21 protein-coding genes are annotated in these 23467 nt (G+C 69.4%); 13 read left to right on the top strand and 8 right to left on the bottom strand.

Translation table 11 applies throughout. From position 1 onward, the window contains the following. Nucleotides 1-49 precede the first annotated feature (49 nt). Entirely contained in the window at nt 50-1453 is a 1404-nt protein-coding gene (locus AB0H62_RS25385; RefSeq protein ID WP_360588570.1) for an FAD-binding oxidoreductase, read from the top strand. 84 nt (nt 1454-1537) lie between these two features. On the opposite strand, the gene AB0H62_RS25380 is transcribed toward AB0H62_RS25385, so the two are convergent. From AB0H62_RS25380 to AB0H62_RS25365, 4 genes are all read right to left on the bottom strand, one after another. Beyond that, entirely contained in the window at nt 1538-2773 is a 1236-nt protein-coding gene (locus tag AB0H62_RS25380; protein ID WP_220246841.1) for a glycoside hydrolase family 88 protein, read from the bottom strand. Nucleotides 2774-2974: 201 nt separating this feature from the next. After that, nucleotides 2975-3433 (bottom strand): DUF4396 domain-containing protein, encoded by a 459-nt coding sequence (locus tag AB0H62_RS25375; RefSeq protein WP_220246840.1) that lies wholly within the window; start codon nt 3431-3433, stop codon nt 2975-2977. Between the two features lie 56 nt (nt 3434-3489). After that, nucleotides 3490-4029 carry a DUF305 domain-containing protein gene (locus AB0H62_RS25370; RefSeq protein ID WP_360588567.1) on the bottom strand — a complete coding sequence of 180 codons (540 nt, stop codon included), beginning with the start codon at nt 4027-4029 and terminating at the stop codon, nt 3490-3492. A gap of 59 nt (nt 4030-4088) precedes the next feature. Then, the gene (locus tag AB0H62_RS25365) at nt 4089-4544 is read right to left on the bottom strand and encodes a hypothetical protein (RefSeq protein ID WP_360588565.1); all 456 of its coding nucleotides are present in this window, start codon (nt 4542-4544) and stop codon (nt 4089-4091) included. Between the two features lie 173 nt (nt 4545-4717). Between AB0H62_RS25365 and AB0H62_RS25360 the strand changes: the two genes are divergently transcribed. Continuing rightward, on the top strand, nt 4718-5743 hold the full coding sequence (locus AB0H62_RS25360) for an autoinducer 2 ABC transporter substrate-binding protein (protein ID WP_220246837.1): 1026 nt from the start codon (nt 4718-4720) through the stop codon (nt 5741-5743). Nucleotides 5744-5835: 92 nt separating this feature from the next. Here the strand turns inward: AB0H62_RS25360 and AB0H62_RS25355 are convergent, their stop codons facing one another. The 3 genes from AB0H62_RS25355 to AB0H62_RS25345 form a co-directional block, all read right to left on the bottom strand. After that, nucleotides 5836-7452 carry an esterase-like activity of phytase family protein gene (locus tag AB0H62_RS25355; RefSeq protein WP_360588563.1) on the bottom strand — a complete coding sequence of 539 codons (1617 nt, stop codon included), beginning with the start codon at nt 7450-7452 and terminating at the stop codon, nt 5836-5838. A gap of 91 nt (nt 7453-7543) precedes the next feature. Beyond that, nucleotides 7544-8761: a hypothetical protein gene (locus AB0H62_RS25350; protein WP_220246835.1), complete on the bottom strand. Its 1218-nt coding sequence runs from the start codon at nt 8759-8761 to the stop codon at nt 7544-7546. Nucleotides 8762-8766: 5 nt separating this feature from the next. Beyond that, on the bottom strand, nt 8767-9528 hold the full coding sequence (locus tag AB0H62_RS25345) for a DUF4239 domain-containing protein (RefSeq protein WP_220246834.1): 762 nt from the start codon (nt 9526-9528) through the stop codon (nt 8767-8769). A gap of 517 nt (nt 9529-10045) precedes the next feature. On the opposite strand from AB0H62_RS25345, the gene AB0H62_RS25340 reads away from it, so the two are divergent. The 6 genes from AB0H62_RS25340 to AB0H62_RS25315 all read left to right on the top strand — a co-directional run bounded on the left by AB0H62_RS25340 (nt 10046) and on the right by AB0H62_RS25315 (nt 16286). After that, on the top strand, nt 10046-11458 hold the full coding sequence (locus AB0H62_RS25340; RefSeq protein WP_354878686.1) for a family 2B encapsulin nanocompartment shell protein: 1413 nt from the start codon (nt 10046-10048) through the stop codon (nt 11456-11458). Between the two features lie 181 nt (nt 11459-11639). Next, nucleotides 11640-13019, top strand: a complete 1380-nt coding sequence (locus tag AB0H62_RS25335; protein ID WP_220246832.1) for a family 2B encapsulin nanocompartment shell protein — start codon at nt 11640-11642, stop codon at nt 13017-13019. Nucleotides 13020-13041: 22 nt separating this feature from the next. Then, nucleotides 13042-14064, top strand: coding sequence for a family 2 encapsulin nanocompartment cargo protein polyprenyl transferase (locus AB0H62_RS25330; RefSeq protein WP_360588560.1), 1023 nt, complete (start codon nt 13042-13044; stop codon nt 14062-14064). 128 nt (nt 14065-14192) lie between these two features. Next, nucleotides 14193-15038, top strand: a complete 846-nt coding sequence (locus AB0H62_RS25325) for an enoyl-CoA hydratase/isomerase family protein (protein ID WP_360588558.1) — start codon at nt 14193-14195, stop codon at nt 15036-15038. A gap of 55 nt (nt 15039-15093) precedes the next feature. Further along, entirely contained in the window at nt 15094-15555 is a 462-nt protein-coding gene (locus tag AB0H62_RS25320; RefSeq protein WP_360588556.1) for a helix-turn-helix domain-containing protein, read from the top strand. A 47-nt stretch (nt 15556-15602) separates the two neighbouring features. Beyond that, a complete protein-coding gene (locus AB0H62_RS25315) occupies nt 15603-16286 on the top strand; it encodes an SDR family oxidoreductase (protein ID WP_360588554.1) in 684 nt (227 codons plus the stop codon). 137 nt (nt 16287-16423) lie between these two features. Here the strand turns inward: AB0H62_RS25315 and AB0H62_RS25310 are convergent, their stop codons facing one another. Next, nucleotides 16424-17554, bottom strand: coding sequence for a CapA family protein (locus tag AB0H62_RS25310; RefSeq protein WP_220246827.1), 1131 nt, complete (start codon nt 17552-17554; stop codon nt 16424-16426). Nucleotides 17555-17965: 411 nt separating this feature from the next. Between AB0H62_RS25310 and AB0H62_RS25305 the strand changes: the two genes are divergently transcribed. From AB0H62_RS25305 to AB0H62_RS25285, 5 genes are all read left to right on the top strand, one after another. Beyond that, nucleotides 17966-18925, top strand: a complete 960-nt coding sequence (locus tag AB0H62_RS25305; protein WP_255638723.1) for a substrate-binding domain-containing protein — start codon at nt 17966-17968, stop codon at nt 18923-18925. A 75-nt stretch (nt 18926-19000) separates the two neighbouring features. Next, complete coding sequence (locus tag AB0H62_RS25300; protein WP_220246825.1) at nt 19001-20536, top strand: sugar ABC transporter ATP-binding protein; 1536 nt, start codon at nt 19001-19003, stop codon at nt 20534-20536. Next, nucleotides 20533-21576 (top strand): ABC transporter permease, encoded by a 1044-nt coding sequence (locus AB0H62_RS25295; protein ID WP_255638722.1) that lies wholly within the window; start codon nt 20533-20535, stop codon nt 21574-21576. Before AB0H62_RS25300 ends, AB0H62_RS25295 begins: the two co-directional genes overlap by 4 nt. A gap of 1 nt (nt 21577) precedes the next feature. Next, nucleotides 21578-22267, top strand: coding sequence for an FCD domain-containing protein (locus AB0H62_RS25290; RefSeq protein ID WP_360588551.1), 690 nt, complete (start codon nt 21578-21580; stop codon nt 22265-22267). Nucleotides 22268-22357: 90 nt separating this feature from the next. Beyond that, the gene (locus tag AB0H62_RS25285) at nt 22358-23449 is read left to right on the top strand and encodes a glycoside hydrolase family 88 protein (RefSeq protein ID WP_360588549.1); all 1092 of its coding nucleotides are present in this window, start codon (nt 22358-22360) and stop codon (nt 23447-23449) included. Nucleotides 23450-23467 lie beyond the last annotated feature (18 nt).

The following is a 23467-nucleotide window of genomic DNA, read 5'->3' as shown; positions in this document are numbered from 1 at the left end:
GATGACAGGCGACCAATACTGGACAATTCGCCAAGCCTGAGGGGGCAGCATGACCACACTCGACACGAAAGACGTGACTCCGTTGCGGCGGGGGTTCGCGGGGACCGTCTTCACCCCGGCCGACGACGGCTACGACGACGCGCGGAAGATCTGGAACGGCCAGATCGACCGGCACCCGGCCGTGATCGCCCAGGTCGCCGGCACCGCGGACGTCGCGACGGCGCTGGCGTTCGCCCGCGAGCACGGGCTGCCGGTGAGCGTGCGCGGCGGCGGGCACAGCTTCGGCGGGTTCTCGATGTGCGACGACGGCGTGGTGATCGACCTGAGCGCGTTGCGCGCGATCACCGTGGACACGCACACACGCACCATCCGCTGTGGCGGCGGCACCACGTGGGCCGAGCTCGACGCGGCGGGTCAGCAGGAGGGGCTGGCGGTCCCGGGCGGCACGATCAGCGACACCGGCATCGGCGGTCTGACGCTCGGCGGGGGCGTCGGCTGGCTGACCGCGCGCCACGGCCTCAGCGTCGACAACCTGCTCTCGGCCGACGTCGTCACGGCCGATGGTGTGCCGCTGCACGCGTCGGTGGACGAGAACGCCGACCTGTTCTGGGCGCTGCGCGGCGGGGCCGGCAACTTCGGCGTGGTGACGGAGTTCGAGTTCCGCGCGCACCCGGTCGGCCCGATGATCGAGCTGGGCCTGTTCTTCTGGCCGCTCGCGCAGGGCCCCGAGGCACTGCGGTTCATCCGCGACACGCTCGCGACGCTGCCGCCGACCATGGGCGCGATGCTGGTGGGCCTCAACGCCCCGCCGGCCGACTTCGTGCCACGCGAAGCGCACTTCGCGCCCGGGTACGCGCTGGTCATCGCCGGGTTCGAGGGGCCGGAGGAGCACGCCGAAGTGGTCGCGCAGGTCCGGCGCGGGCTGCCGGCGGCGTTCGAGCTGGTGACACCGATCCCGTACGTCGGTCTGCAGCAGATGCTCGACGAAGCGGCTCCGCGCGGGCTGCTGGCGTACGAGAAGGGGCTGTACGTGGACGAGCTGAGCGACGAGGTGCTCGACGTGATCGCCGAGTACCTGCCGCGCAAGTCGTCGCCGCTGTCGATCACTCCGATGTTCGTGATGCGCGAGGCCTACTGCAGCGTGGCCGAGGACGCGACAGCGTTCGGCGGCACGCGCACGCCCAAGGTCGCCGTGAACCTCGCCGCGACCACGGCCGATCCGCAGGAGTTCGAGGCGGACCGCGAGTGGGTGCGCGCGTTCTGGACGGCGCTCACGCCGTTCGCCTCCAGCGCCAGCGGCTACGTGAACTTCATGACCGAGTACGACGAGAACCGCGTGCGCGCGGCGTACGGCGCCGAGAAGTACGACCGGCTGGCGCTGATCAAGGCGAAGTACGACCCCGGCAACGTCTTCCACCTCGGCGCCAACATCCGGCCTGCGGTGGCCGTCTGACACGTCGTCTGACACGTCGTCGGACCGGACCAAGGTGCCGGCCGCCCGGGGACACGGCGGCCGGCACCCACCCGGGCCGGGAACTCAGTGCCCGGACAGGTCGATCGCCTTGTCGAGCTCGCGGGGCTTCAGCACGCGCAGGATGCCTTCGAGCAGGTAGTAGTCCGCGTACGGCAACGAGATCTCGATCCCGTCCTCGGCCGGGCGGTTGCGCGTGCAGCGGGCCACCACCGCGTCGGCGCGGGTCGACTTCGTCGTGAGGCACGTGCGGGAAGTCGCCTCCAGCAGGCGCAGACCGGCGGCGCGGTACTCCGGGCGGCCCGCGGCCGAGGCGAGGTCGATGAGGCCGCACGCCATCACGACACCGGCGGAGGCGTCCTTGATGTCGTTGGGCGCCTGCGGGGCGCTGTAGTCCCACACCGGCACGTTGTCGAGGGTGAGGGCCTTCAGCGCGAAGTCGGCGAGCCGCCGCGCGGTGGTGAGGAACGAGCGGTCGCCGGTGCGGCGGTACATCGTGGTGAAGCCGTAGATGCCCCACGACTGCCCGCGCGACCAGCACGACGCCGGGCTGTAGCCCTGCACGGTGTTCGGCCCGATCTCCGCGCCGGTGGCCGGGTCGAAGTCGAACACGTGGGGCGTGGAGCCGTCGGGGCGCAGGAACACGCGCTGCGCCGTCTTCGCGTGCTCGATGGCGATGTCGAGGTACTGGCTGTCGCCGGTCTGCTTGGTCGCGAAGTCCAGCAGGTCGAGGTTCATGATCGTGTCCATGATGATCCGGCCCGCGTCCTTCGGGTCCGTCAGCGAACCCCAGGCCCGGATGAAGTGGCCCTTGGCGTTGTAGCGCTTGATCAGCGACGAGGCCGCCTGGATCGCGCCGGCGCGCCACTTGTCGTCGCCGGTGATGCGCCACGCGGTGACCCACGACGGGTAGAACAGGAATCCGAGGTCGTGCGTGCTGGTGTCGTTCTGGCGCGGCGCCAGTTTGTCGGCTGACGCGAGTGCGAGCGTGCGGAATTGTTCGTCACCGGTGTGCAGGTATGCCATCCAGAGTGTGCCAGGCCAGAATCCGCCGACCCAGTCACCATTCTGCGAAAAGGCCCATTTCTCGAACTTGGTCCCGGTGGGAAACGAGGTGACGCCGGGCGCGACCGCGCTCAGCTTCTTCACCGCGTAGTCTGCCGCTGAGCGGAACACCTTCTCCTGGCTCGCGATGTCGGACACTCCCTGCTCCGAAGCCACCGCCGGAACGGTGCTGGTCGCGGTCGCCGCCACGGCGGCACCGGCCGCGGTGGTCAGCAGGGTACGCCGGGAAACGCTCACGATTGCCCGCCATTTCACAGTCGTGGAAAACACCAGTGGGGAAATGCCTCACGAGAAGGCCGCCTGAGTTTTACACGACCGTCATGTGCTTGTACACCCACCAAAGCGTGCTTTCACGGTTGTGAATTGTTCATGGATGTGAACTCGCTATTCCACGCTCCGGACCGGAGTGAACCACGTGCTCACTCCGGTCCGGACCACTCAGTGGTGGTGGTGCGCGTGAACCACGGCGTGCCCCTTGCCGCGGCCGATCATCCACTTGTTCACCGGCACCGTGATCACGAAGGCGACGATGAGCGAGAACAACAGCGAGAGCCAGAACAGCGCGGACGCCAGGCCCGCGTCCATCGCACCCGGGACCACGACGATCACGAGGTTGTCGACGATCTCCATCACCGCGATCGACACGGTGTCGGCGGCCAGCGCGACCTTGAACGCCGCCGAGAGGCTCAGGCCCGACTTCAGGACACCGCGCATCGTCAGGCCGTAGCCGAAGACGAACGCGAGCACGATCGACAGCACCACGGTGGCCGCATTGTGCAGCCCGAACGCGGTGCCGAGAACCATGCCGAGCACCTCACCGATGGCACAGCCGGTGAGGCAGTGCAGCGTCGCCTGGATCGCGGTGGACCAGGACGCGCCGTGCTGGTGGTCAGTCATGTCACCCACTATACCCCCTTAGGGTATTTCACTGCTGGGGGATGTCGCTGTCACGGTCAGCCGCCGAGGAGCGACTTCATCGTGGTGATCTCGGCCTCCTGGGTGTCGACGATCCGCTGGGCCATGGCCTTCGCGTCCACACTGCTCCCCTGGGCCAGCTCGGTGCGCGCCATCGCGACGGCACCGCTGTGGTGCTGGATCATCAACTGGAGCCACTTGCGGTCATAGGCCGCGTCGCGCAGCTGGTCGAGGCCGGCGGTGTCGACCATGCCAGGCATCTGACCGTGGTCCATGCCGCCCATCGGTGAAGGCACCGGTGCGCCCCAGTCCTTCAGCCATGCTGTGAGCTGGTCGATCTCGGGCTGCTGGGCCCGCTGGATCTGCTTCGCCAGCGTGATCACGCGCTGGTCGCCGGTGTGCTGCGGCACGGGCCCGGACATCTCCACGGCCTGACGGTGGTGCGGGACCATGTCCTGCGCGAACGTGACGTCCGCGGCGTTGTGATCAGCGGGCGGGGCGAAGGTCTGCGACGAGCAGCCGACGAGCACGGCGGCGATCGCGGGCAGCGCGAAGCCCGCCAGGAACTTGCAATTCATGACGTTTTCTTTCCTCACTGGGTACGACGGAGTTCGGACACGCTGGAGCTCGTGCCCGCTCAGATCCGCAGTACGCAGGAGGCGGTGAGGCGTTCTCGACCCGTTCGTGAAGGCGGCGCCCGGGCAAACCCGGCGGACCAGCGTTCGACCGGACCCGACACCACACCCTCGTGGCGCCGGCGCAGCAAGGCCAGTGCGAGCAACAACCCCGCCGCGGCCAGCAGCACAGCGAGGCACAGGTGCAGCATCACGTGGCCGCCATCGCTCGCGGGCGGCGCGGCAACCGGATCCGCCGACGTCGAAGCCACGGGCACCGGAACCATCGCCACCGCGGGCGCGTCCATCGCCGAGTGCGCAACGGACACCGACGGCATCCCGCTCATCTCACCACCGCCCATCCCACCACCATGCGGCGCCGGGATGTGGTGCATCGCGAGCACGCCGAAGACCAGCGCGCCGAGCAACAGCCAGCGCGCCGGAGCCGGAAGCGGGAACCCACGGGGCGGTCGAGTCATCACCCCCAGGGTAGCCACATACCCCAAACGGGTACCAGGTGCTTCCAAGATCACCGTTGAACTCACTTCCGTAACCCTTTGCACACGACCGGTTGACCCCTGTGAGCACGCTCCCTTACGTTCACTCCAGGTCGCCGACGGTGCGCAGACCGTGAACCGAAGGAATGGTGGGGATGCGAGGGCCGTCCAAGACGCTCTTCCTGGGCGTCGCGCTGCTGCTCAGCGCGGTGGTGGGGCTCGGCAGCTGTTCCTCCGCGCTCCGGACGCCGACGGCCGACGGCGACGAAGCCCCGGTCCGGATCGCCTTCGTGCCGAAGGTCGCGGGCATCGCGTACTTCGACGCCATGAACGCGGGCGGCCTGGAAGCGGCGAAGCGGCTCGGCGCGCAGTGGATCACGCGCGGCCCCGCGACGGTAGACCCGGCGGCCCAGACCGCCATCCTGCACGACCTCGTCGCCCAGCACGTCGACGTGATCGCCGTGGCGCCCAACGATCCCCGCGCGCTCGCGCCCGCGATCGCCGACGCCCGCGCCAAGGGCGTCCACGTACTCACCACCGACACCGACGCCCCGGAAACGCAGCGCGAGGTGTTCGTGAACCAGGCTTCCCCCGAAGGCGTCGGCACCGCGCTCGTCGACGCGCTGATGGCGAAAACGAGCGGCGGCGGCAAGTTCGCGATCGTCTCGTGCGGGCGGACCGCCGCGAATCTCAACGCGTGGATCTCCGTCGAGCAGAGCTACGTAGCCCAGCGCTACCCGAAGGCGCAGCTCGTGGAGACCGTCTATGCCGGCGAGGACACGACCACGGCGACCGAGCTCGCGAAGCAGGTCCTCGACCGCCACCCCGACCTCACGGGCCTGATCGGCGAGTGCACCACGTCGGCTCCCGGCGTCGCGCAAGCGGTGCGGGACCAGCAGAAGATCGGCCGCGTCTACACCGTCGGCACGGGCACGCCGCAGACGATGAAGCCGTACCTGCTCGACGGTTCCTGCTCGATGTCGGTGCTGTGGAACGTCGAATCGCTTGGCTACCTCACCGCGTGGGCAGCGGAGCAGCTGGTGGAGGGCCGCTCTTTCGGCCCCAGCAACAACGTGAGCCTCGAACTGCCCGCGGTGAAGTACGACGCGCGCTCGAAGACCATGCTGCTCGGCGACCCGCTGCTGATCACCCAGGACAACGTGGACCAGTTCAAATACTGACGGCCGGAGCCCCGCTGACGGAGCCCCGGCCGCAGTCCTCGCTACAAAACAGTGCCTTATAACAAAACAGTGCCTTGCAGTGAAACAGAACCTCAGCGCACGTCGATGGTGACCGTCGCCGTGGTGACGCGGGCGGGCAGCTTCGTCGTGTCGATCTTCAGGTACTCCCCGTCGTCCTGCTGACCGTTGGGCAGCGTCTTGGCGTGGAGCGCGTACGGCGGCGCGGTGTTCGAGAGGCCGTCGATGCCGAAGTCGTTGTCGTTGCTGACCACGAGGGTGCGGCCGCCGTCGGTGGTCGCGACGCCCTCCACCTTGTCGTGGCCGAAGAAGCCGCCGGTCGGGTCGAACCCGGTCACCAGCGCGCCGAGGTCGACATACAGCTTCTTCGCCACCGGTGTGATGCCCACCTCGGCGAGGTCCGCGGTGGCCTCTTCGGTGGTGTCCTTGCCGACGTAGGCGTCGATGCTCGACTGCGCGTCACCCACGAGCAGCCCGCCCTTGGCGGAGTCGTAGGCGGCACCGGCCACCTTCGCCTTCGGCCCGACGTCGGTCGCGCCGCGCAGGTCGATCTCGTAGATCTTCTTGAACGCACCGGGCTCGAAGTTGCCGTCGCGCTCGTCCACGAGGAACTTCGTCGACGAGAGCGCGGTGATCTCGCTGACGGCCGTGCCCGTGTCGTCCGGGTCCTGCAGCAGGTACAGGTACTCGTGCGTCGCGTGCGTGCGCAGGTCCACCGTGACGATCCGCAGCGTGGTCACGTTGCCGGGCTTCTTCGTGAGGTCCGGCTGCTGCAGGGCCGACTGCATGATGCCCACGAGCGTCTTGCCGTCCGGCGTGAGCGCGAGGCCTTCCATGCCCTTGTTGGGCACGCGGTACTTCAGCTCCTTCGGCAGCGAGCCGTCGAACGGCGAGAGCCGCTCGATCGCGCGGCCGTCGGCGCGGAAGTGGGTGATGAAGGGACCGTACTCATCGGACACCCAGAACGTGCCGTCGCGTTCGGCGACGAGACCCTCGGAGTCGTACCCGTTGGGAGTGGCCGGCAACGGCTTCCCGTCGAGGCCCACGATCGTCTCGCCGGTGTCGGCCGCCGTGCTGACCTGCCCGTTGTACGGCGAACCGTCCCTGGCGCGCAACGGGATCCGCTTCTCGAGCACGGCCTTGCCGTCCTTGAGGCGGAACTTGCCGATGGCCGGGTCGAACGCGGGCAGCGGCTCCACCTTGGACCCGTCCGGCGCGTCGACGTTCGGCCCGCGGTCGGTGAGGCCGTAGAACTCGTCGCGTGACCCCGGCACCGGCGTGAGCGCGGAACCGTAGGCACCACCGGTGAGCTTCACGCCGCCGATGGTCGCGAGCGGCGGCAGAGAGGTCGGGTAGAGCTGCACCGCGTCCGACACGGAGTACGTGAAGGTGTCGCGGCCGTGGAAGCCCGGCGCGGGCGTGTAGCTGAACGACCCACTGGGGTCGAGGGTCAGCGACCCGTGCGCCGGCGCGGTGTGGCGCACGATGGCGCCGCTCGCGTCACCGCTGCTGTCGTTGCCGAGCACCCCGTCGCCGTGCACTTGCAGTGCCCGGCCGGCTCGCGTCCCGTAGTGGTCGTCGCGGGCGGCGAACGCGGCGTGCCCGTCGCCTCCGTGCGCCGACGCCGTGCCGGTGGCCAGCAGCGGCAGGGCGAGGATCCCCGCGGCGACCCCGATTCTCACGCGCTTCATCCGTTTTCTCCTCTTCCGGCGTCACACGACACCGGAGGAGAAGTCTGGTTAACAGAGTTGGACAACCGCCGTCTTCGAGGCGACGCCCGCGTTAACGGCCTCGTCTCACATGCGCTGCCGCCGCGCCACCACCGATCACGAGAACCAGCACGGCGACGCTCCACCTGCGTTGTTTCTCCACGCGGTGGCCGGCGTCGGCCACCGGCTGCGGTGTCGCGACGGGACGGAACTTCGTCGGTGGCGCGACCGAGGTCGAGGCGACGATCGGGGCGGGCGAAGTCGCGTTCGGCGGCTGGGGCACCGCCGGCGGCTGCTCCGCCAGCACGGGCGGCGGTGGGTCTTCCGCCGTCTGCGAAGGTTTCACCGAGTTCGACGACGGTGGGGGATCCAGTCGCGGGGACGGCGGAGGCGGTGGGGGTGGCGGCGGCGGGGGCGGTGCCGTTGCCCCGGCGAGACACCCGGCCGCGTCGGAGGCGTAGAGCTCGGGCCCGGTGCTGATCTCTTGCGCCCCTCCGGAGCCGTCGCGCGGCAGGCGATAGGTCACGCTGCGGTGGCCGATGCGGTTCGCCGTCGCGTAGAGGGCACCGTCCGGACCGAACACGACCGAGCCGTACGCCGTGGCGAGGGGGAACTTCAAGCCCGGCACGGTGGCGACGCGGCCGTCGCGCGGGTTGATCGTGACCACCGAGCCGTGGCCGGCGGCCGTGACCGAGACGCCGTAGAGCAAGCCGTCCGACGGGTTGTAGGCGAAGTCGTCGACGCCGGTGGACAGCACGATCGGCCGCAGCTGCAGGTGCGCGACCACGTCGAGGTAGTGGGGACTGGCCGGGTCGACGTCCACTGTGTACAGGCTGTTGGCGTGCAGCAGGTACCACGAGTTGCCGGCCATCGCGCCACCCGTGGAACCGGTCGCCCAGCTCCAGATACCGTGGCGCGCGCCGGCGCGGAACACGCCGCCGAGGTCGGTGACGTGACCCGAGCCGTCGATCCGCACCGCGTGGGCGCCGTCGTGGAAGTGACCCGAGGCCGGGCCGTCGGCCACGCCGTAGACCACACCTTGCGAGGCGGAGTAGGCCATCGCGTTGATCGTGTAGCCGGGATTGCCGAGCGACTGCCGCTGCCCCGTCGGCAACGTGAGCCGGACGAATGACGACGAGTGCGAGTTCTGGCTCTCCACCTGGAGAACTGGGCACGTCGCCGGCGCGGCCGGGTGCGTCCGGCCGGGTGATTCGAGCCACCCCGACGCCACGAGCAGCGCCGACACGGCCGCCACGGCGGCCGCCACCGGGAGGAAACGGGGAATGCGCACGGCCCTCAGCCCAGTCGCGCCAGTGCCGAGCTGAACGCGTCGGGTTGGATGCTCGCGCCGCCGGCGAACGGGTTCTGCAGCTGGAAGATCGCGTAGAGCAGCAGTGCGATCGTGCCGGCCAGCGTCGACACGATCACGAGGTGCGCCGCCATGCGCGTGCCGCCGAAGAGGTTGGGCAGCAGCACGGAAATCAGGCTGCCGAAAATCAACGCGAACCACACCACGGAGCCGACACCGCTCGAGGCGGCGTCGGTGAGACGCGCCTGTCTGGCCTGGTACACCTGCCACAGGTCGTTGGCGGCCTCGGTCTTGCGGTCGTTCTCCCAGTCGCTGCTCGCCTGCGCGCCGGCGATGGTGCGGCGCAGCTGGTCGAGCTGCGTCCAACCGGTGTCAGGGACCGTGCCGCCGTCGGCCAGGCGCGGCCATTCTTGGTGCTGCACAGTACTGGCGTACGCGGTGGCGAGCTGCTGCACGCGTTGGCCGGTGTCGCCTGGCAGCGCTTCGGCGGCCCAGGTCATGGAGACGAGGCTGTCCGCCTCGGTGTAGGAGCCGTCGCGCGCGGTCCCCACCGCGTCGAAGAGCGAGATCAGCACGAACGCGACGAGCACCGCGTGGAGACCGCCGACAATGGTGAACACCTGACCGGCCGCATCGTTGTTGTCACGACGACCTTCATCCCAGCCGAACCGCCTCACCAGATAGCCGATACCGCCGCCGACCACGGCCGCTCCGACCACCCAGAAGATCCCGGTCAGGTAGACGTTCATCCGACCCCTTTCACACTCGCAGACCACTGGATCCGCCATTGTTCGACGAATTCCCGGAAGTGGACCCGCTCAAGTTAGTCATCTGATTCCCGAGCGACAAGAAGCGGCAGTTCGGTTCATTCGAGTGGCCCTGCGAGGCCCCCGATGATCACTGGAACGGAGCAGTTGAATGTTGGAACACCTGCTCTGGATACGCCCGTTCACCTGGGGTATACCGGCGATCTTCGGTCGAACTTCCCGTCCGGGTGAGTCCTGTCGACCGAGTGTGACGAACGCGGCGCCGACGAAGATCGTCTAAAACTGGCGCTTCGACAACAGCAACTGGAATGTCCGATTACCCGTTCTGGCAAACAGGTGAACCGACCCGGTTACCCGATCGTGGGATTGTCGGGCGAGGCCGGGTTGCTATGTTGATTCCGCGGTGCCGACCCGAATGAATTGCAGCAGGATAACGAACTCCAATTCGTGCTGGAAACTTTCTCACACGTCCGAAATCCGACGATAGGTGGTTTTCGCTGTGACCGTCACGGACCCCGTGGACTCCGCGAATCAGGAACAACCGCAACTGAGCCTGGGCCGGGCCGCGGCCCGCACGCTCGCGACGACGACCAAGTCCGTTCCGCAGATGCAGGGCATCACCACGCGGTGGCTGCTCAAAGTGCTGCCGTGGGTGGAGGTCTCGGGCGGCGCGTACCGCGTGAACCGCCGGCTGAGCTACGCGGTGGGCGACGGCCGCGTCACGTTCACCACGACCGGCGCCGAGGTCCGCGTGATCCCGCCGGAGCTGGGTGAACTGCCGGCGCTGCGCGGTTTCGACGACGAAGAGGTGCTCATCGAGCTGGCCGGCCGGTTCGTGCAGCACGAGTTCTCCCCCGGCGACGCGCTCGTGGAGTTCGGCCACCAGGCCGACCAGGTCTTCCTCGTGGCGCACGGCAAGATCAGCAAGGTCGGCACCGGCGCGTACGGCGACCAGACGGTGCTCGGCACACTCGCCGACGGCGATTACTTCGGCGACACCGTGCTCACCAACGCCGACGGGATCTGGGAGTACACGGCCAAAGCCGTGACCGCGTGCACGGTGCTTTCGCTGTCCCGCAGCGAGTTCCAGGGCGTGCTCGACCGCTCCGACGCGCTGCGCGAGCACCTCGACGCCGTCGCCGCCGGTTCGGCCGGCCCGGCCAACGACCACGGCGAGGCGGTGATCGACGTCGCGTCCGGGCACGACGGCGAACCGCAGCTGCCCGGCACGTTCGTGGACTACGACAGCTCGCCGCGCGAGTACGAGCTGAGCGTGGCGCAGACCGTGCTGCGCGTGCACAGCCGCGTCGCCGACCTCTACAACCAGCCGATGAACCAGATCGAGCAGCAGCTGCGGCTCACGGTCGAGGCCCTGCGCGAGCGACAAGAGCACGAGCTGGTCAACAACCGCGACTTCGGCCTGCTGCACAACGCGGACTACTCCCAGCGCGTCTCCACCCGCACCGGCCCGCCGACGCCGGACGACTTCGACGACCTGCTTTCCCTCGTGTGGAAGGACCCCGCGGTCTTCCTGGCGCACCCGAAGACGATCGCGGCGTTCGGCCGCGAGTGCAGCCGCCGCGGTGTGTACCCCGACGCGGTGGACCTCGGCGGGCACCAGGTGCCGGCGTGGCGCGGCGTGCCCGTGTTGCCGTGCAACAAGATCCCGGTCACCGAGACGCGCACCAGCTCCGTGTTGCTGCTGCGCACGGGCGAGCAGTCGCAGGGTGTCGTCGGTCTGCACCAGACCGGGCTGCCCGACGAGTACCAGCCGGGCCTGAACGTGCGGTTCATGGGCATCAGCGAGCAGGCGATCATGTCGTACCTGGTCAGCGCCTACTACTCCGCCGCCGTACTGGTGCCCGACGCGCTGGCCGTGCTGGAGAACGCCGAGATCGGGCGCGGTGACTGAGCATGGCCGCGCCCGCCACCCCGCCGCGCCCGCCCGAGGCCGCCCCCGCGCGGCCCGGGCCGGCGCCGCTGCCCCTGTCGGCGTTCGGGCCGACGGGCCTGGGCACGAGCGCGCTGCGGATCGTGCCGAGACCCGCGTCCCAGCGACCTGGAGAAGCTGAGCCCACCAAGCGAGGAACCACATGACCGTGACCGAAGAGCCGCCGCTTTCCCTTTCCACGCGCGCGGCCCGGACCCTGGCCACCACCACCAAGTCGCTGCCGCAGATGCGCGGCATCACCCCGCGCTGGCTGCTGTCGCAGCTGCCGTGGGTGGAGGTGCCGGCCGGTTCGTACCGCGTGAACCGCCGGCTGACCTACACCGTCGGCGACGGCCGGGTGAGCTTCTTCAACACCGGCGCGCGGGTGCAGGTGGTCCCCGCGGAGCTGGCGGAACTGCCGCTGCTGCGCGGGTTCGCCGACGCCGACGCGTTGTCGGCCTTGGCCGAGCGCTTCGAGCAGCGCGAGTACGAGCCGGGCGACACGATCGTGACGGCGGGTTCGCCGCTCGACTCGGTGGCGCTGCTGGCGTTCGGCAAGGTTTCGCGCACCGCACCCGGTTCCTACGGCGAGGAGGCGCACCTCGGCACGCTCACCGCGGGCGACCACTTCGGCGCCGAACTGCTGGGCGGCTCAGCGGGGAACTGGACCTTCACCGCCAAGGCGGCCACGCGGTGCATCGTGCTGGCGCTGCCGGCGGAGGCGTTCGCGCGGCTCAACGGTCGCGTCGAAAGCCTGCGCTCGCACATCAGTGACGTGCTGGCGAGCCCGGGCCGCGAGCACAACAAGGCCGGCGAGGCGAGCATCGACCTGTCCGCCGGGCACGACGGCGAGGTCGCGCTGCCGGGCACGTACGTCGACTACGACCCGGCGCCGCGGGAGTACGAGCTCGCGATCGCGCAGACGATCCTGCACACGCACAACCGCGTGACCGACCTCTACAACCAGCCGATGAACCAGCTGGAGCAGCAGCTGCGGCTCACCGTGGAGGCGTTGCGGGAGCGCCAGGAGCACGAGCTGGTGAACAGCACCGACTTCGGGCTGCTGCACAACGCGGACCTCGGCCAGCGCGTGACCACGCGCAGCGGCCCGCCGACGCCCGACGACCTCGACGAGCTCCTGTGCCGTCGGCGCAAGTCGCGCTTCTTCCTGGCGCACCCCAAGGCGATCGCCGCGTTCGGGCGCGAGTGCACGGCGCGGGGCCTCTACCCGGCCAACTCGATGCTCGACGGACGCCGGGTCACGACGTGGCGCGGGGTGCCGCTGCTGCCGTGCGACAAGATCCCGATCTCGCCGCAGGGCACGACCTCGATCCTCGTCATGCGTACTGGCGAGGAGGACGCGGGCGTGATCGGGCTGCGCCCGGCGGCGTTGCCGGACGAGTACCAGCCGGGGCTGAACGTGCGGTTCATGGGCATCAGCGACCGGGCCGTGACGTCCTACTTGGTCAGTGCGTACCACTCGGCCGCGGTGCTGGTGCCGGACGCGCTGGGAGTGCTCGACGACGTCGAGATCGGGCGCTGAGCTTCTTTTTCGGAGGGGATGTATGACCACAGTGGACGCCCGGGCGCGGACGGTGCCGGAGGTGCTGGCGTGGAGCCGGGACCTGTGGGAACCGGCGATGCGCGCGGCGGTCGACCGGCTACCCGACTCGATGCGCCGCATCGCCGGCTACCACTTCGGCTGGTGGGACGCTTCGGGCGCCGAGTCGGCCGTACCGGCCGGCAAGGCCCTGCGGCCGGCGTTGGTGCTGCTGTCCGCCGAGGCGGCCGGCGGCGATCCGGCCGACGCGATCGCCGCCGCCGTGGCGGTGGAGCTGGTGCACAACTTCTCGCTGCTCCACGACGACGTCATGGACGGCGACGAAACCCGCCGCCACCGGGCGACCGCGTGGACCGTATTCGGCACCAGCCCGGCCATCCTCGCGGGCGATGCGTTGTTGACGTTGGCCTTCGACGTCCTGGCCACGGACGGTCCCGCCGCTGCTCGCGTCCTGAGCACGGCGGTGCTCGATCTGTTGCACGGCCAGAACGAGGACCTGGCCTTCGAACGACGAACGTCCGTGGACCGGTCCTCCTGCATCCGCATGGCCGAGGGCAAGACCGGCGCGCTTCTGGGTGCCGCCTGCACCCTGGGCGTGCTGGTCGTCGGCGGCCGCGGCACGCACGTCTCGGAACTCGGCGCGTTCGGCCGCTCGCTCGGCCTGGCGTTCCAGCACGTCGACGACCTCCTCGGCATCTGGGGCGACCCGGCCGTGACGGGGAAGCCGGTTTACTCGGATCTGCAGAACCGGAAGAAGTCGCTGCCGGTGGTGGCGGCTTTGGCCTCGGAGACCCCGGCCGGCCGGGAGCTGGCCGAGTTGTATCGGCAGGACGCTCCGCTGTCGGCTGGGGAGCTGGCCCAGGCGGCCGTTTTGGTCGACTCGGCGGGTGGGCGTTCGTGGAGCTCTTCGGAGGCTGCGCGGTTGCTGGCTTCGGCATTGGCTTCGCTGGCCTCCACGACGCCGGCGCCGCGCCCCGCGGCGGAACTCACGTTGCTAGCCCACCACATCACCCGCCGGGACCACTGAGCCGCGGTGACCGACCTGGCGCGCTCGTGTCCCTCCCCCAGGACACGAGCGCGCCGTTCCCGTGCGCTGCCGAGCCGTTACAGCACGCCTGAATTGCAAATCTGTATTCAGGTGCTACCGTCAAGCACATGACCGAACCTCATGAAGCACTGCGGATCACCGAGGTCTCTCCCACCTACTGGCGGGCGACCTTCACCAACGGGCCCCTGAACGTCTTCGATTCGGCGATCATGATCGCCCTACAGGGGCTGCTCGACAGAATGGAAGCGAGCGACGAACTCAGAGTCGTGGTGTTCGACAGCGACGTCGAAGACTTCTTCCTCGCGCACTTCGACATGAGCGGCGCGTCGACCGAAGTGGCTCGCGCCCAGGGCCCGACCGGGCTGCCCACGGGGCTCGACATCACGACCCGGCTCACCACGTCGCCGGTGATCAGCATCGCGAAGATCCGTGGCCGCGCCCGCGGGATCGGCAGCGAGTTCGCCCTCGCGTGCGACCTGCGCTTCGCCAGCAAGGAAAGGGCCGTCCTGGGACAGCCCGAGGTCGGCGCGGGAGTCATTCCCGGCGGCGGCGCCATCGAGCGGCTCTCGTCACTCGTGGGCCGTGGGCGCGCACTGGAGATCATCGTCGGCTCCGACGACTTCGACGCCGCCACCGCCGAGCGCTACGGCTACGTCAACCGAGCCGTGCCCGACGCCGAGCTCGACGAGTACGTCGACACCCTCGCGAGGCGGATCGCGTCGTTCGACCGGCGGCCCATCGCCGCGGCCAAGACCCTGGTCAACCGGACGACCCTGCCCGAAGTGGGGCACCTCGTCGAAAGCCAGACGAAGTTCGGCGAGACGCTCACCTGGCCCGAGACCACGGCCCGCGTTCGCGAGCTGTTCGGCCGGGGCTTGCAACAGCCCGGTGACCTCGAGACCCGGTTCGGGTACCACCTGGGCGTGCCGTCGGAGGAAGCAGAGCGAGCGTGACCCATGGCACCGACATTTCGGTGCAGCTGGGTTGCGAAGTGATATTCTGACCGCTATGGCACCACTGCAAAATGCCACTGAGGAACTGACCGACGAGCCGGCGTGCTCCATCGAGCGAAGCCTGGAAGTACTGGGCGAACGGTGGACCTTCCTGGTCCTGCGCCAGCTCTTCCTCGGCCAGACGCGGTTCAGCGAGCTGCGCGAGTCACTGGGCATCGCGCCCAATCTGCTCAGCGCGAGGCTGCGCACGCTGACCGAGGCCGGGGTCGTGGAAACCGCGCCGTACCAGGAGATCGGGGCGCGGCAGCGGCAGAGTTACCACCTCACCAAGGCCGGGAGCGAGTTGTGGGTCGTGCTCATGGGGCTGCAGCAGTGGGGTGACGTGCACCGGCCGCGACCGGCCGGGCCGTCGGCCGTGCGGCGGTCGAAGACGACCGGGCAGGCCGTGCGGGTGGCGTTCGTCGACGAGGACGGGGTCGAGGTGCCCGTCGACGAGGTGGAGATCATCGCGCGGTGACCACACCTGAGTACTAAATCTGTATTCAGAGTGGTAGCGTGACCGGCATGGACATCAAGGGATCTGTCGCGCTGGTCACCGGAGCCAACCGCGGCATCGGCCACGCCTTCGCCCGCGCGCTCGTCGAGCACGGCGCCGCGAAGGTCTACGCGGGTGCGCGAGACCCTGCGACGGTCACCGACCCCGACCTCACGCCGCTGCGCCTGGACGTCACCAGCGCCGAGGACATCGCGGCCGCCGCGGCTGCGGCCGGCGACGCCACGATCGTGATCAACAACGCGGGCATCCTCGGCAACGTCGGCGAACTGCTCACCGGCTCACTGGACACCGCTCGGCAGGTGCTGGAGGTCAACTTCTTCGGCACCTGGGCAGTCTCGCGAGCGTTCGCGCCCGTCCTCGCCCGCAACGGCGGCGGCGCGCTGGTCAACATGCTCTCCGTGGCGTCCTGGAAGGGAAACGCGAGAACCGTCGCCTACTCCGCGTCGAAGGCGGCGCAGTGGTCACTGACCGACGCGCTGCGCGAAGGCCTGCGCGACCAGGGCACGCTCGTGGTGGGCGTGCACGCCGGCTACGTGGACACCGACGGCGCCGCATGGCTGGACGTCCCCAAGATCGGGCCGGCCGAGGTCGCGGCCAAGACCATGCAGGCATTGCTGGACGACCGCGCCGAGGTCCTGGTCGACGACGCGGCGCGCCGGCTCAAGGCCACACTTTCCCAGCCCCTCGACTGAGTACCGCTCACCTACCCGGCCGAGTCAGCCCGTCGCGATCGACACCTTCGGACGACATGGCCTTGTCACCCTTCGCCAAGGCCTTGATGCCGCGCATGGCGCGCGGGTACGCCGTCAGCCCACGCAGACGGGGCCACTCACTTGCCCGGCCGAGCCAGCCCGTCGTCGGCAGCACCGCGGGACAAGACGACCTTGTCGGTGTTCGACAGCGCCTCCGTGCCGCGCGCGCTCGGCGGCGCGGAGCTCAAGTCCCGCAGACGGATGGGCGGGCCGAGGTCGATCAGCGTCGGGATGTACTCCGCCTTGGAAACAGCCCAGTGGCCGTCCGTCTGAGTGAAGGTGAAGCGCGCGGCCGTGCCTTCCTCGGTGGAGCCGCGGGGGTCGTCGTGGCGGGCGATTTCGTTGCCGAGGCCGTAGGCGACCCACTTGCCCTCGACCTTCTCGAAGGGCTGGACCACGTGGGCGTGGTGGCCGACGATCAGGTCGATGTCCGGAGACGCCAGTAGCTCCTTGGCCAACGAAGCCTGGTCGTCCGTCACCGAGTGCTGGTATTCGATCCCCCAGTGGAGGCTGGCGATCACGACCTCCGCGCCGGCCGCACGGGCGGCGTGGGCCGCCGCGACGATGTCGTCGGCGTCGATCTGGTTGGCCAGCCAGGGTTTGCCGGCGGGAACCTTGATGCCGTTGAAGCCGAAGGCGAACGACAGCTGCGCCACCTTGACACCGTGGACGTCGAGGATCAGCGGCTTGTCAGCCTCGGCGGCCGAGCGCGCCGAACCGGTGTGCTTGAGGCCCACCTCGTCCAGCTTGTCCAGCGTCCGGGTGATGCCGGCCGCACCCTTGTCCAGGGTGTGGTTCGAAGCCGTGGAGCAGGTGTCGTAGCCGGTGTCCTTGATGGCGTCGGCGATCTCGGGCGGCGCACTGAACGACGGGTACCCCGTGTACGGCCCGCCCTCGGGCGCGAGCGGCGTCTCGAGGTGGCAGATGGCCAGATCGGCACCCGACACGAGCGGCTTCACGCCCGCGAGGATCTGGCGGTAGTCGATCTCACCGCCACCATCGGCCTCCGCCTGGTCGGTGAGCGCGGGGTGGATCAGCACGTCGCCGGTTGCCACGACCGTGAACGACGCGGGCGTGGCCGAAGAAGGCAAGCCGGCAGGGGCCGAAGGAGCGGAAGCGGGCAAAGCGGCCTGAGGAGCCCCGCTGCATCCCGCCAGCACCAGCACGGCACCGGCCCATCCCACGATCGAGCGGCGGATGTGCGTCATGTTCGCCCCCTTTGTCCAGCTGCGGGCCACATCCTGCCGCATGTCGACCGGACAAGACTCAACGCCTGCCATGACGGACCGTAATCGAACCCAAGTCAACAAGAAAACCCACCAGCAACCGAAACAGCAGCGCGATCAGCGCGGAGCAACAAACCCTGGTCAGCCGGGAAAAAATACGATAATTAGCCGCCAACCACCAGACGGAAAATCACTCTCCGTAGGTATCCATCCGCTAACTGCGGCAGATCCCGTGGTTGACGTCACCCGATCAAGTGTCTTGTAATACGAGTCACGCGGAGTTCACGCCCACGCAACAGTCGTCCTCGGCCCCCATGGGAGCACTCGATGTCCACATACCCGCACAGGTCACGCACCTGGAGCGTTGTTGGTTGTTGTTTGATTGCCGGTGCAGTGTTGGCCGGATGCTCCTCCGGCAAGGACACCGCCGCGCCCGCGCAGCAGGCGCCGACGAACGGCAAGATCACGCTGTACTACCTGCAGAAGCAGGGTGACCAGCAGTACTTCGTGGAGCAGGCGCAGGGCGCCCAGGCGGAGGCGAAGGAGCTGGGTGTCGACCTCAAGGTCGTGAACCTCGGCCAGGACGCCAACAAGGCCATCACCGAACTCGACGCCGCGGTCGCGCAGGGCGCCAACGGCGTCGCCATCGTGGTGCCGGACCAGGCCATCGGCCCCGAGGTCATCGACAAGGCCAAGAGCTCCGGCATCCCGATCATCGCGTCGGACGACGTGATCAAGGACGGCACCGGCAAGGCCGCCGCGTTCGTCGGCTTCAACGGCACGCAGATGGGCACCTCGGTCGGCCAAGAGGCCGCCAAGCTGTTCAAGGCCGCCGGCTGGTCCGCCGCCGACACCAAGGTGATCAGCGCCTACAAGCAGGACCTCACCGTGTGCACCGACCGCGTCAACGGCGCCAAGGCCGCCTTCGACAAGGACTCCGGCGCCCAGGTGCAGGTGATCAACGTCGGCACGGACAACTCGCCCGTCGACGCGCAGAACCGCGCCGGCGCCGTGATCAGCTCCAACCCGGGCGTGAAGCACTGGGTCGTGTGGGGCTGCAACGACGAGAACGAGACCGGTGTCGTCACCGCGCTCGCCAACTCCGGTGTCGGCGCGAACGACATCATCGGCGTGGGCCTCGGCGCCTACCTCGACTGCAAGGACTGGGCCGCGGGCAAGGACACCGGCAACAAGTCGTCGCTCTACATTTCGGGCGCCGAGGTCGGCAAGAGCGCGATCCAGGTCCTCGTCGACAAGGTCAAGAACGGCAAGGACCTGCCGCCCGAGACGATCGCCAAGACCACGATGGTGAACAAGGACAACTTCAAGGCGGCCGGCGTCAACTGCACCTGACCCGACCGCGGCCCGGGGGTGTCCACACGCGACACCCCCGGGCTCCCCTGTGAGGAAGGCTGAGGAAGGCTCACCATGGCCAGTTCCACGGCGCTCATCGCCGAGGGCATCGGCAAGCGCTTCTCCGGCGTCACCGCGCTCGACGACGTGACGCTGGAGTTCCACTCCGGCGAGGTGCTCGCGCTCATGGGCGAGAACGGCGCCGGCAAGTCGACGCTGCTGCGCGTGCTTTCGGGCGACCACGAGCCCAGCGACGGCACGCTGCGGGTCGACGGCGAGCCGGTGGTGTTCGACAACCCGCGCGCCGCGATGGCCGCGGGCGTGCGCGTGATCTACCAGGAACCGGAGATCATCCCGCACGTCTCGGTGGCGGAGAACGTGTTCGTGGGCGAGCTGCCCTCGCGCGCCCGCGTGTTCAGCCGTCGCACGCTCAACCAGCGCACGCACGAAGCGCTCGTCGAGTACGGCTTCGAAGGCGTACTCGACCCCGCCACGCTCGGCAGCAAGCTCTCGGCCGCGCAGCGCCAGCTCGTCGAGATCCTGCGGGTGCTCACCGCGGCCACCCCGCCGCGCGTGATCGCCTTCGACGAGCCCACCTCCTCGCTCTCGGAGCACGAGGTCGACGCGCTGTTCCGGCTCATCCGCCGGCTGCGCGACTCCGGCGTGGCCGTGGTCTACGTGTCGCACCGCATGAAGGAGATCTTCCAGCTCGCCGACCGCGTGGCCGTGCTGCGCGACGGCAAGCTCGTCGGCGTGCAGCAGGCCGCGGAGTCCGACGAGAACCAGCTGGTGCGCATGATGATCGGCCGCGACCTCTCCGCGCTGGAGCGGCGCGAGACGGCTGATACCGGCGAGGTCGTGCTGCGCCTGAACCACGTGACCACCGACGACGTCACCGACGTCTCGTTCGAGGTGCGTGCCGGTGAGGTCGTGTGCCTGGCCGGGCTCGTCGGCGCCGGGCGCTCCGAGCTGGCGCGCGCGATCGTCGGCGACCTGCCCGTGCGCTCGGGAACCCTCGAGCTGGACGGGAAACCGTTCAAGGCCCGCACACCCGGCGACGCCGTGAAGGCGGGCATCGGGTTCGCGCCCGAGGAACGCAAGACCGACGCGTTGCTGATGCAGCGTTCGGTGCGCGACAACGTCTCCATCGCCGTGCTCGACCGCCTGCGCCGCTTCCGCGTGATCAAGCGGGCGAAGGAGCGTGAGCTCGTGGCGGAGTACATCCGCGAGCTGCGCGTGCGCACGCCGTCGATGGAGCAGGAGGTGCGCAAGCTCTCCGGCGGCAACCAGCAGAAGGCCGTGCTCGCGCGCTGGCTCGCCCGCCGTCCGCAGCTGCTGATCCTCGACGAGCCCACTCGCGGCGTCGACGTCGGCGCGAAGGCCGAGATTTACCGCATCATCGACGGTCTCGCCGCCGAAGGCGTCGCCCTGCTCGTGATCTCGTCCGACCTGCCCGAGGTGCTCGCGCTGGCCGACCGCGTCGTCGTGATGCGCGCCGGGCACGTCGCGGGCCAGGTGAGCCGCGACGAAGCGACCGAAGAAGCCGTACTGACCCTGGCCATCCCGGCGACGGAGCCGGCCGCCGAAGACATCCAGGAGGTGGGGGCGTGAGCACCCCGACCCGGCCCAGCCCCGCGCAGGAGCAGCCGACCGAACAGCCCGACCCGCACCGGGTGTCCACCGCGCGCAAGGTGCTCAACGGCATCGGCGTGCAGAACAGCAGCCTGATCATCACGCTCGTGGTGCTCGTCGTGCTGCTCTCGACGCTGAACGACAACTTCTTCCGCACCAACAACCTGCTGCTCATCGGCAGCGCGATCACCATCATGGGCCTGCTGTCGCTGGTGCAGACGCTGGTGATCATCCTCGGCGCGCTCGACATCTCGGTCGGCTCGATGGCCGGGCTCGCGTCGGTGATCTCGGCGATGGCCTTCACGTCGACCGGCAGCTCGATCGTCGGCATCCTCGCCGCGGTCGGCACCGGCATCCTGTGCGGTCTGGTCAACGGCCTGATCATCATCTTCGGCCGGGTGAACCCGGTCGTCGCCACGCTGGCCACGCTCGCCACGTACAAGGGCATCGCGCAGGTCGTGTCCGACGGCAAGGCGCAGGGCTACACGGGCGCCGACGACCTGTTCATCTTCCTGGCCAAGGGAAGCGTGCTCGGGCTGCCGACGCTGGTGTGGGTGTTCCTGATCGTCGCGGCGGTGCTGCACTTCCTGCTGAAGTACACCGACATCGGCCGCAACGTGTTCGCCATCGGCGGCAACGACACGGCCGCGCGCCTTGCCGGCATCAACATCAACCGCTACATCATCGGCGTCTACGCGCTCGTCGGCGTGGTCGCGGCCATCGCGGGTGTGCTGATCACCGCGCGCACCGGCTCCGGCCAGCCGACGTCCGGCTCCGAGGGCCTCGAGCTACAGGCCGTCACGGGTGCGGCGCTCGGTGGCACGATGCTCAAGGGCGGCAAGGGATCCATCGTCTCCACGGTGCTGGCGGTGTTCATCCTCGGCGTGCTCGACAACGGCATGTCGGGCCTGGGCATCAACCAGTTCTGGCAGAACGTGGCCCACGGCGCGCTGCTCGTGGTCGCCGTCGTGCTGCAGCAGCTGCGCAGCGGGGAGCGCCGCGTCGGTCTGCCGGCCTGACGTGGGCTCAGTCGTCGGGGCTGACGGGGCCGGCCTGCACGCCCGCATCGTCGACACGCTCGGCCGCCTGATCGTCGAAGGGGCGCTGCCCACGGGCCAGCCGATCGTGCCCGAGGACATCGGGCGCCGCTTCAAGGCCTCCCGGACAGTGGTCCGGGAGGCCTTGCGGGTCCTGGAGTCGAAGGGGCTCGTGGCCGCACGACCGCGCGTCGGCACCTGGCCGCAGCCACCGGAGGCGTGGGACGCGATCGACCCCGACGTGATCGGCTGGCGCGTCGGCGGCCCGGATTCGCTGCGGCAGCTGCACGATCTGATGGAGCTTCGTCACCTCGTGGAGCCGCAGGCCGCGCGGCTGGCGGCCCGGCACCGGGCGCCGGACGAGCTCTCCGCGCTGGCGGCGGCGTACGGGCTGATGACCGACGCCGTGGAACGCGAGGACACCGAGGCGTTCACCGAGGCCGACACGCTGTTCCACGCCGCCCTCGTGCGAGCCGCGGGCAACGCGTTGCTCACCCAGCTGCAGGTGCCGGTCGTCGCCGCGCTGCGGGCCGCACCCGAGCCGACGACGGGCACGCTCGTGGCGCACTCGCGTGTGCTCACCACGGTGCTGGCGAAGAACGCCGACGGAGCGGAGAACGCGACGCGCCGGCTGCTGGAAACCGTTGCGGCGTACCGCTCACCGGCACCTTGACACGCCCAGTGGTCCACACCATAGTCCGTGATCGACCGGCCACCGACCGATGGCCTCCGCCGCCATGAGCTGCTTGAGGAGGACGCACCCATGCGTTTCTCGGGAATCCGCGGTTTCGCCGTGCTCGCGGCGGCGGTGACGGCCGGTGGGCTGGCACCGGCCGTGGCGAGTGCGGCACCGGCGGCGCCGGCCGCGCAGTGCTCCGTGGCCGACGCGATGGTGAAGGCCGGCGACTACTGGGTCGCCCACGGGACGAACCTCGCGCCGGCCGACTGGCAGAACGCGACGTTCCACGTGGGCAACCTCGCCGTGGTCCGCACCACCGGCGTGTCCAACCACCAGACCCTGCCGTGGGGCGAGTCCAACAACTACCTGCTGCCGACGACAGCGGGCCGGCCGTTCGCGGCCGAGGACGAGGCCGCGGGCGAGGCGTACCTCGACCTGTACACCTACTTCCACCCCGACCCGCCGATCCTCGCCGACCTGCGTTCGCGCCTGGCCGACGAGGTCGCGAACGTGCAGGCCGGGCACACGGACTACTGGGACCACGTGAGCGCGCTGAACATGGCGATGCCCTCGTTCGCCCGCATAGGCGTGATGGACTCCTCGGAGCCGACGCTCGCCGCGATGCAGAAGCTGTTCCAGCACACGGAGAAGAGCCTGTTCGACGAGTTCTCCGGCCTGTGGCGCACCGACCCGCACTCGCTGTCGTACTGGTCGCAGGGCAACGGCTGGGCGCTGGCCGCCCTGACGAAGGTGCTGCAGGTGCTGCCCGCGAACGACCCGCGGCGGCCGGAGTACCTGCGCGTGTTCAAGAAGATGGCGACGACGCTGAGCGTGCTGCAGCGGCCGGACGGCTTCTGGAACGCCAACCTGCTCAACCCCTTCGGCGGCCCGGAGAGCAGCGGCACGTCGCTGATCACCTACGGCCTCGCGTGGGGCGTCAACGCGGGTGTCCTCGACAGCCGCTGGTTCAAGCCGGTGGTCGATCGGGCGTGGAAGTCCTTGTCCACGAAGGCGGAGACCACCGACGGCTTCGTCGGCTACGTCCAGCCGAAGACCGACGGACCGGGTTCGGCCAAGGCCACCGACACTTCGGCCGCCGGTGTGGGCGCGTTCCTCCTGGCCGGTCAGCAGGTCGCCGACCTCACCCCGGGTTGCGCTCTGCCGCCCGCCAGCTGAGGTGCTTTGCGTGAAGGG

Origin of the sequence: Amycolatopsis sp. NPDC050768 (assembly GCF_040654155.1) — a bacterium.
Lineage (GTDB): Bacteria > Actinomycetota > Actinomycetes > Mycobacteriales > Pseudonocardiaceae > Amycolatopsis.
Note: the sequence above shows the minus strand (reverse complement) of the source record. Positions and strands in the feature narration are given on the sequence as shown.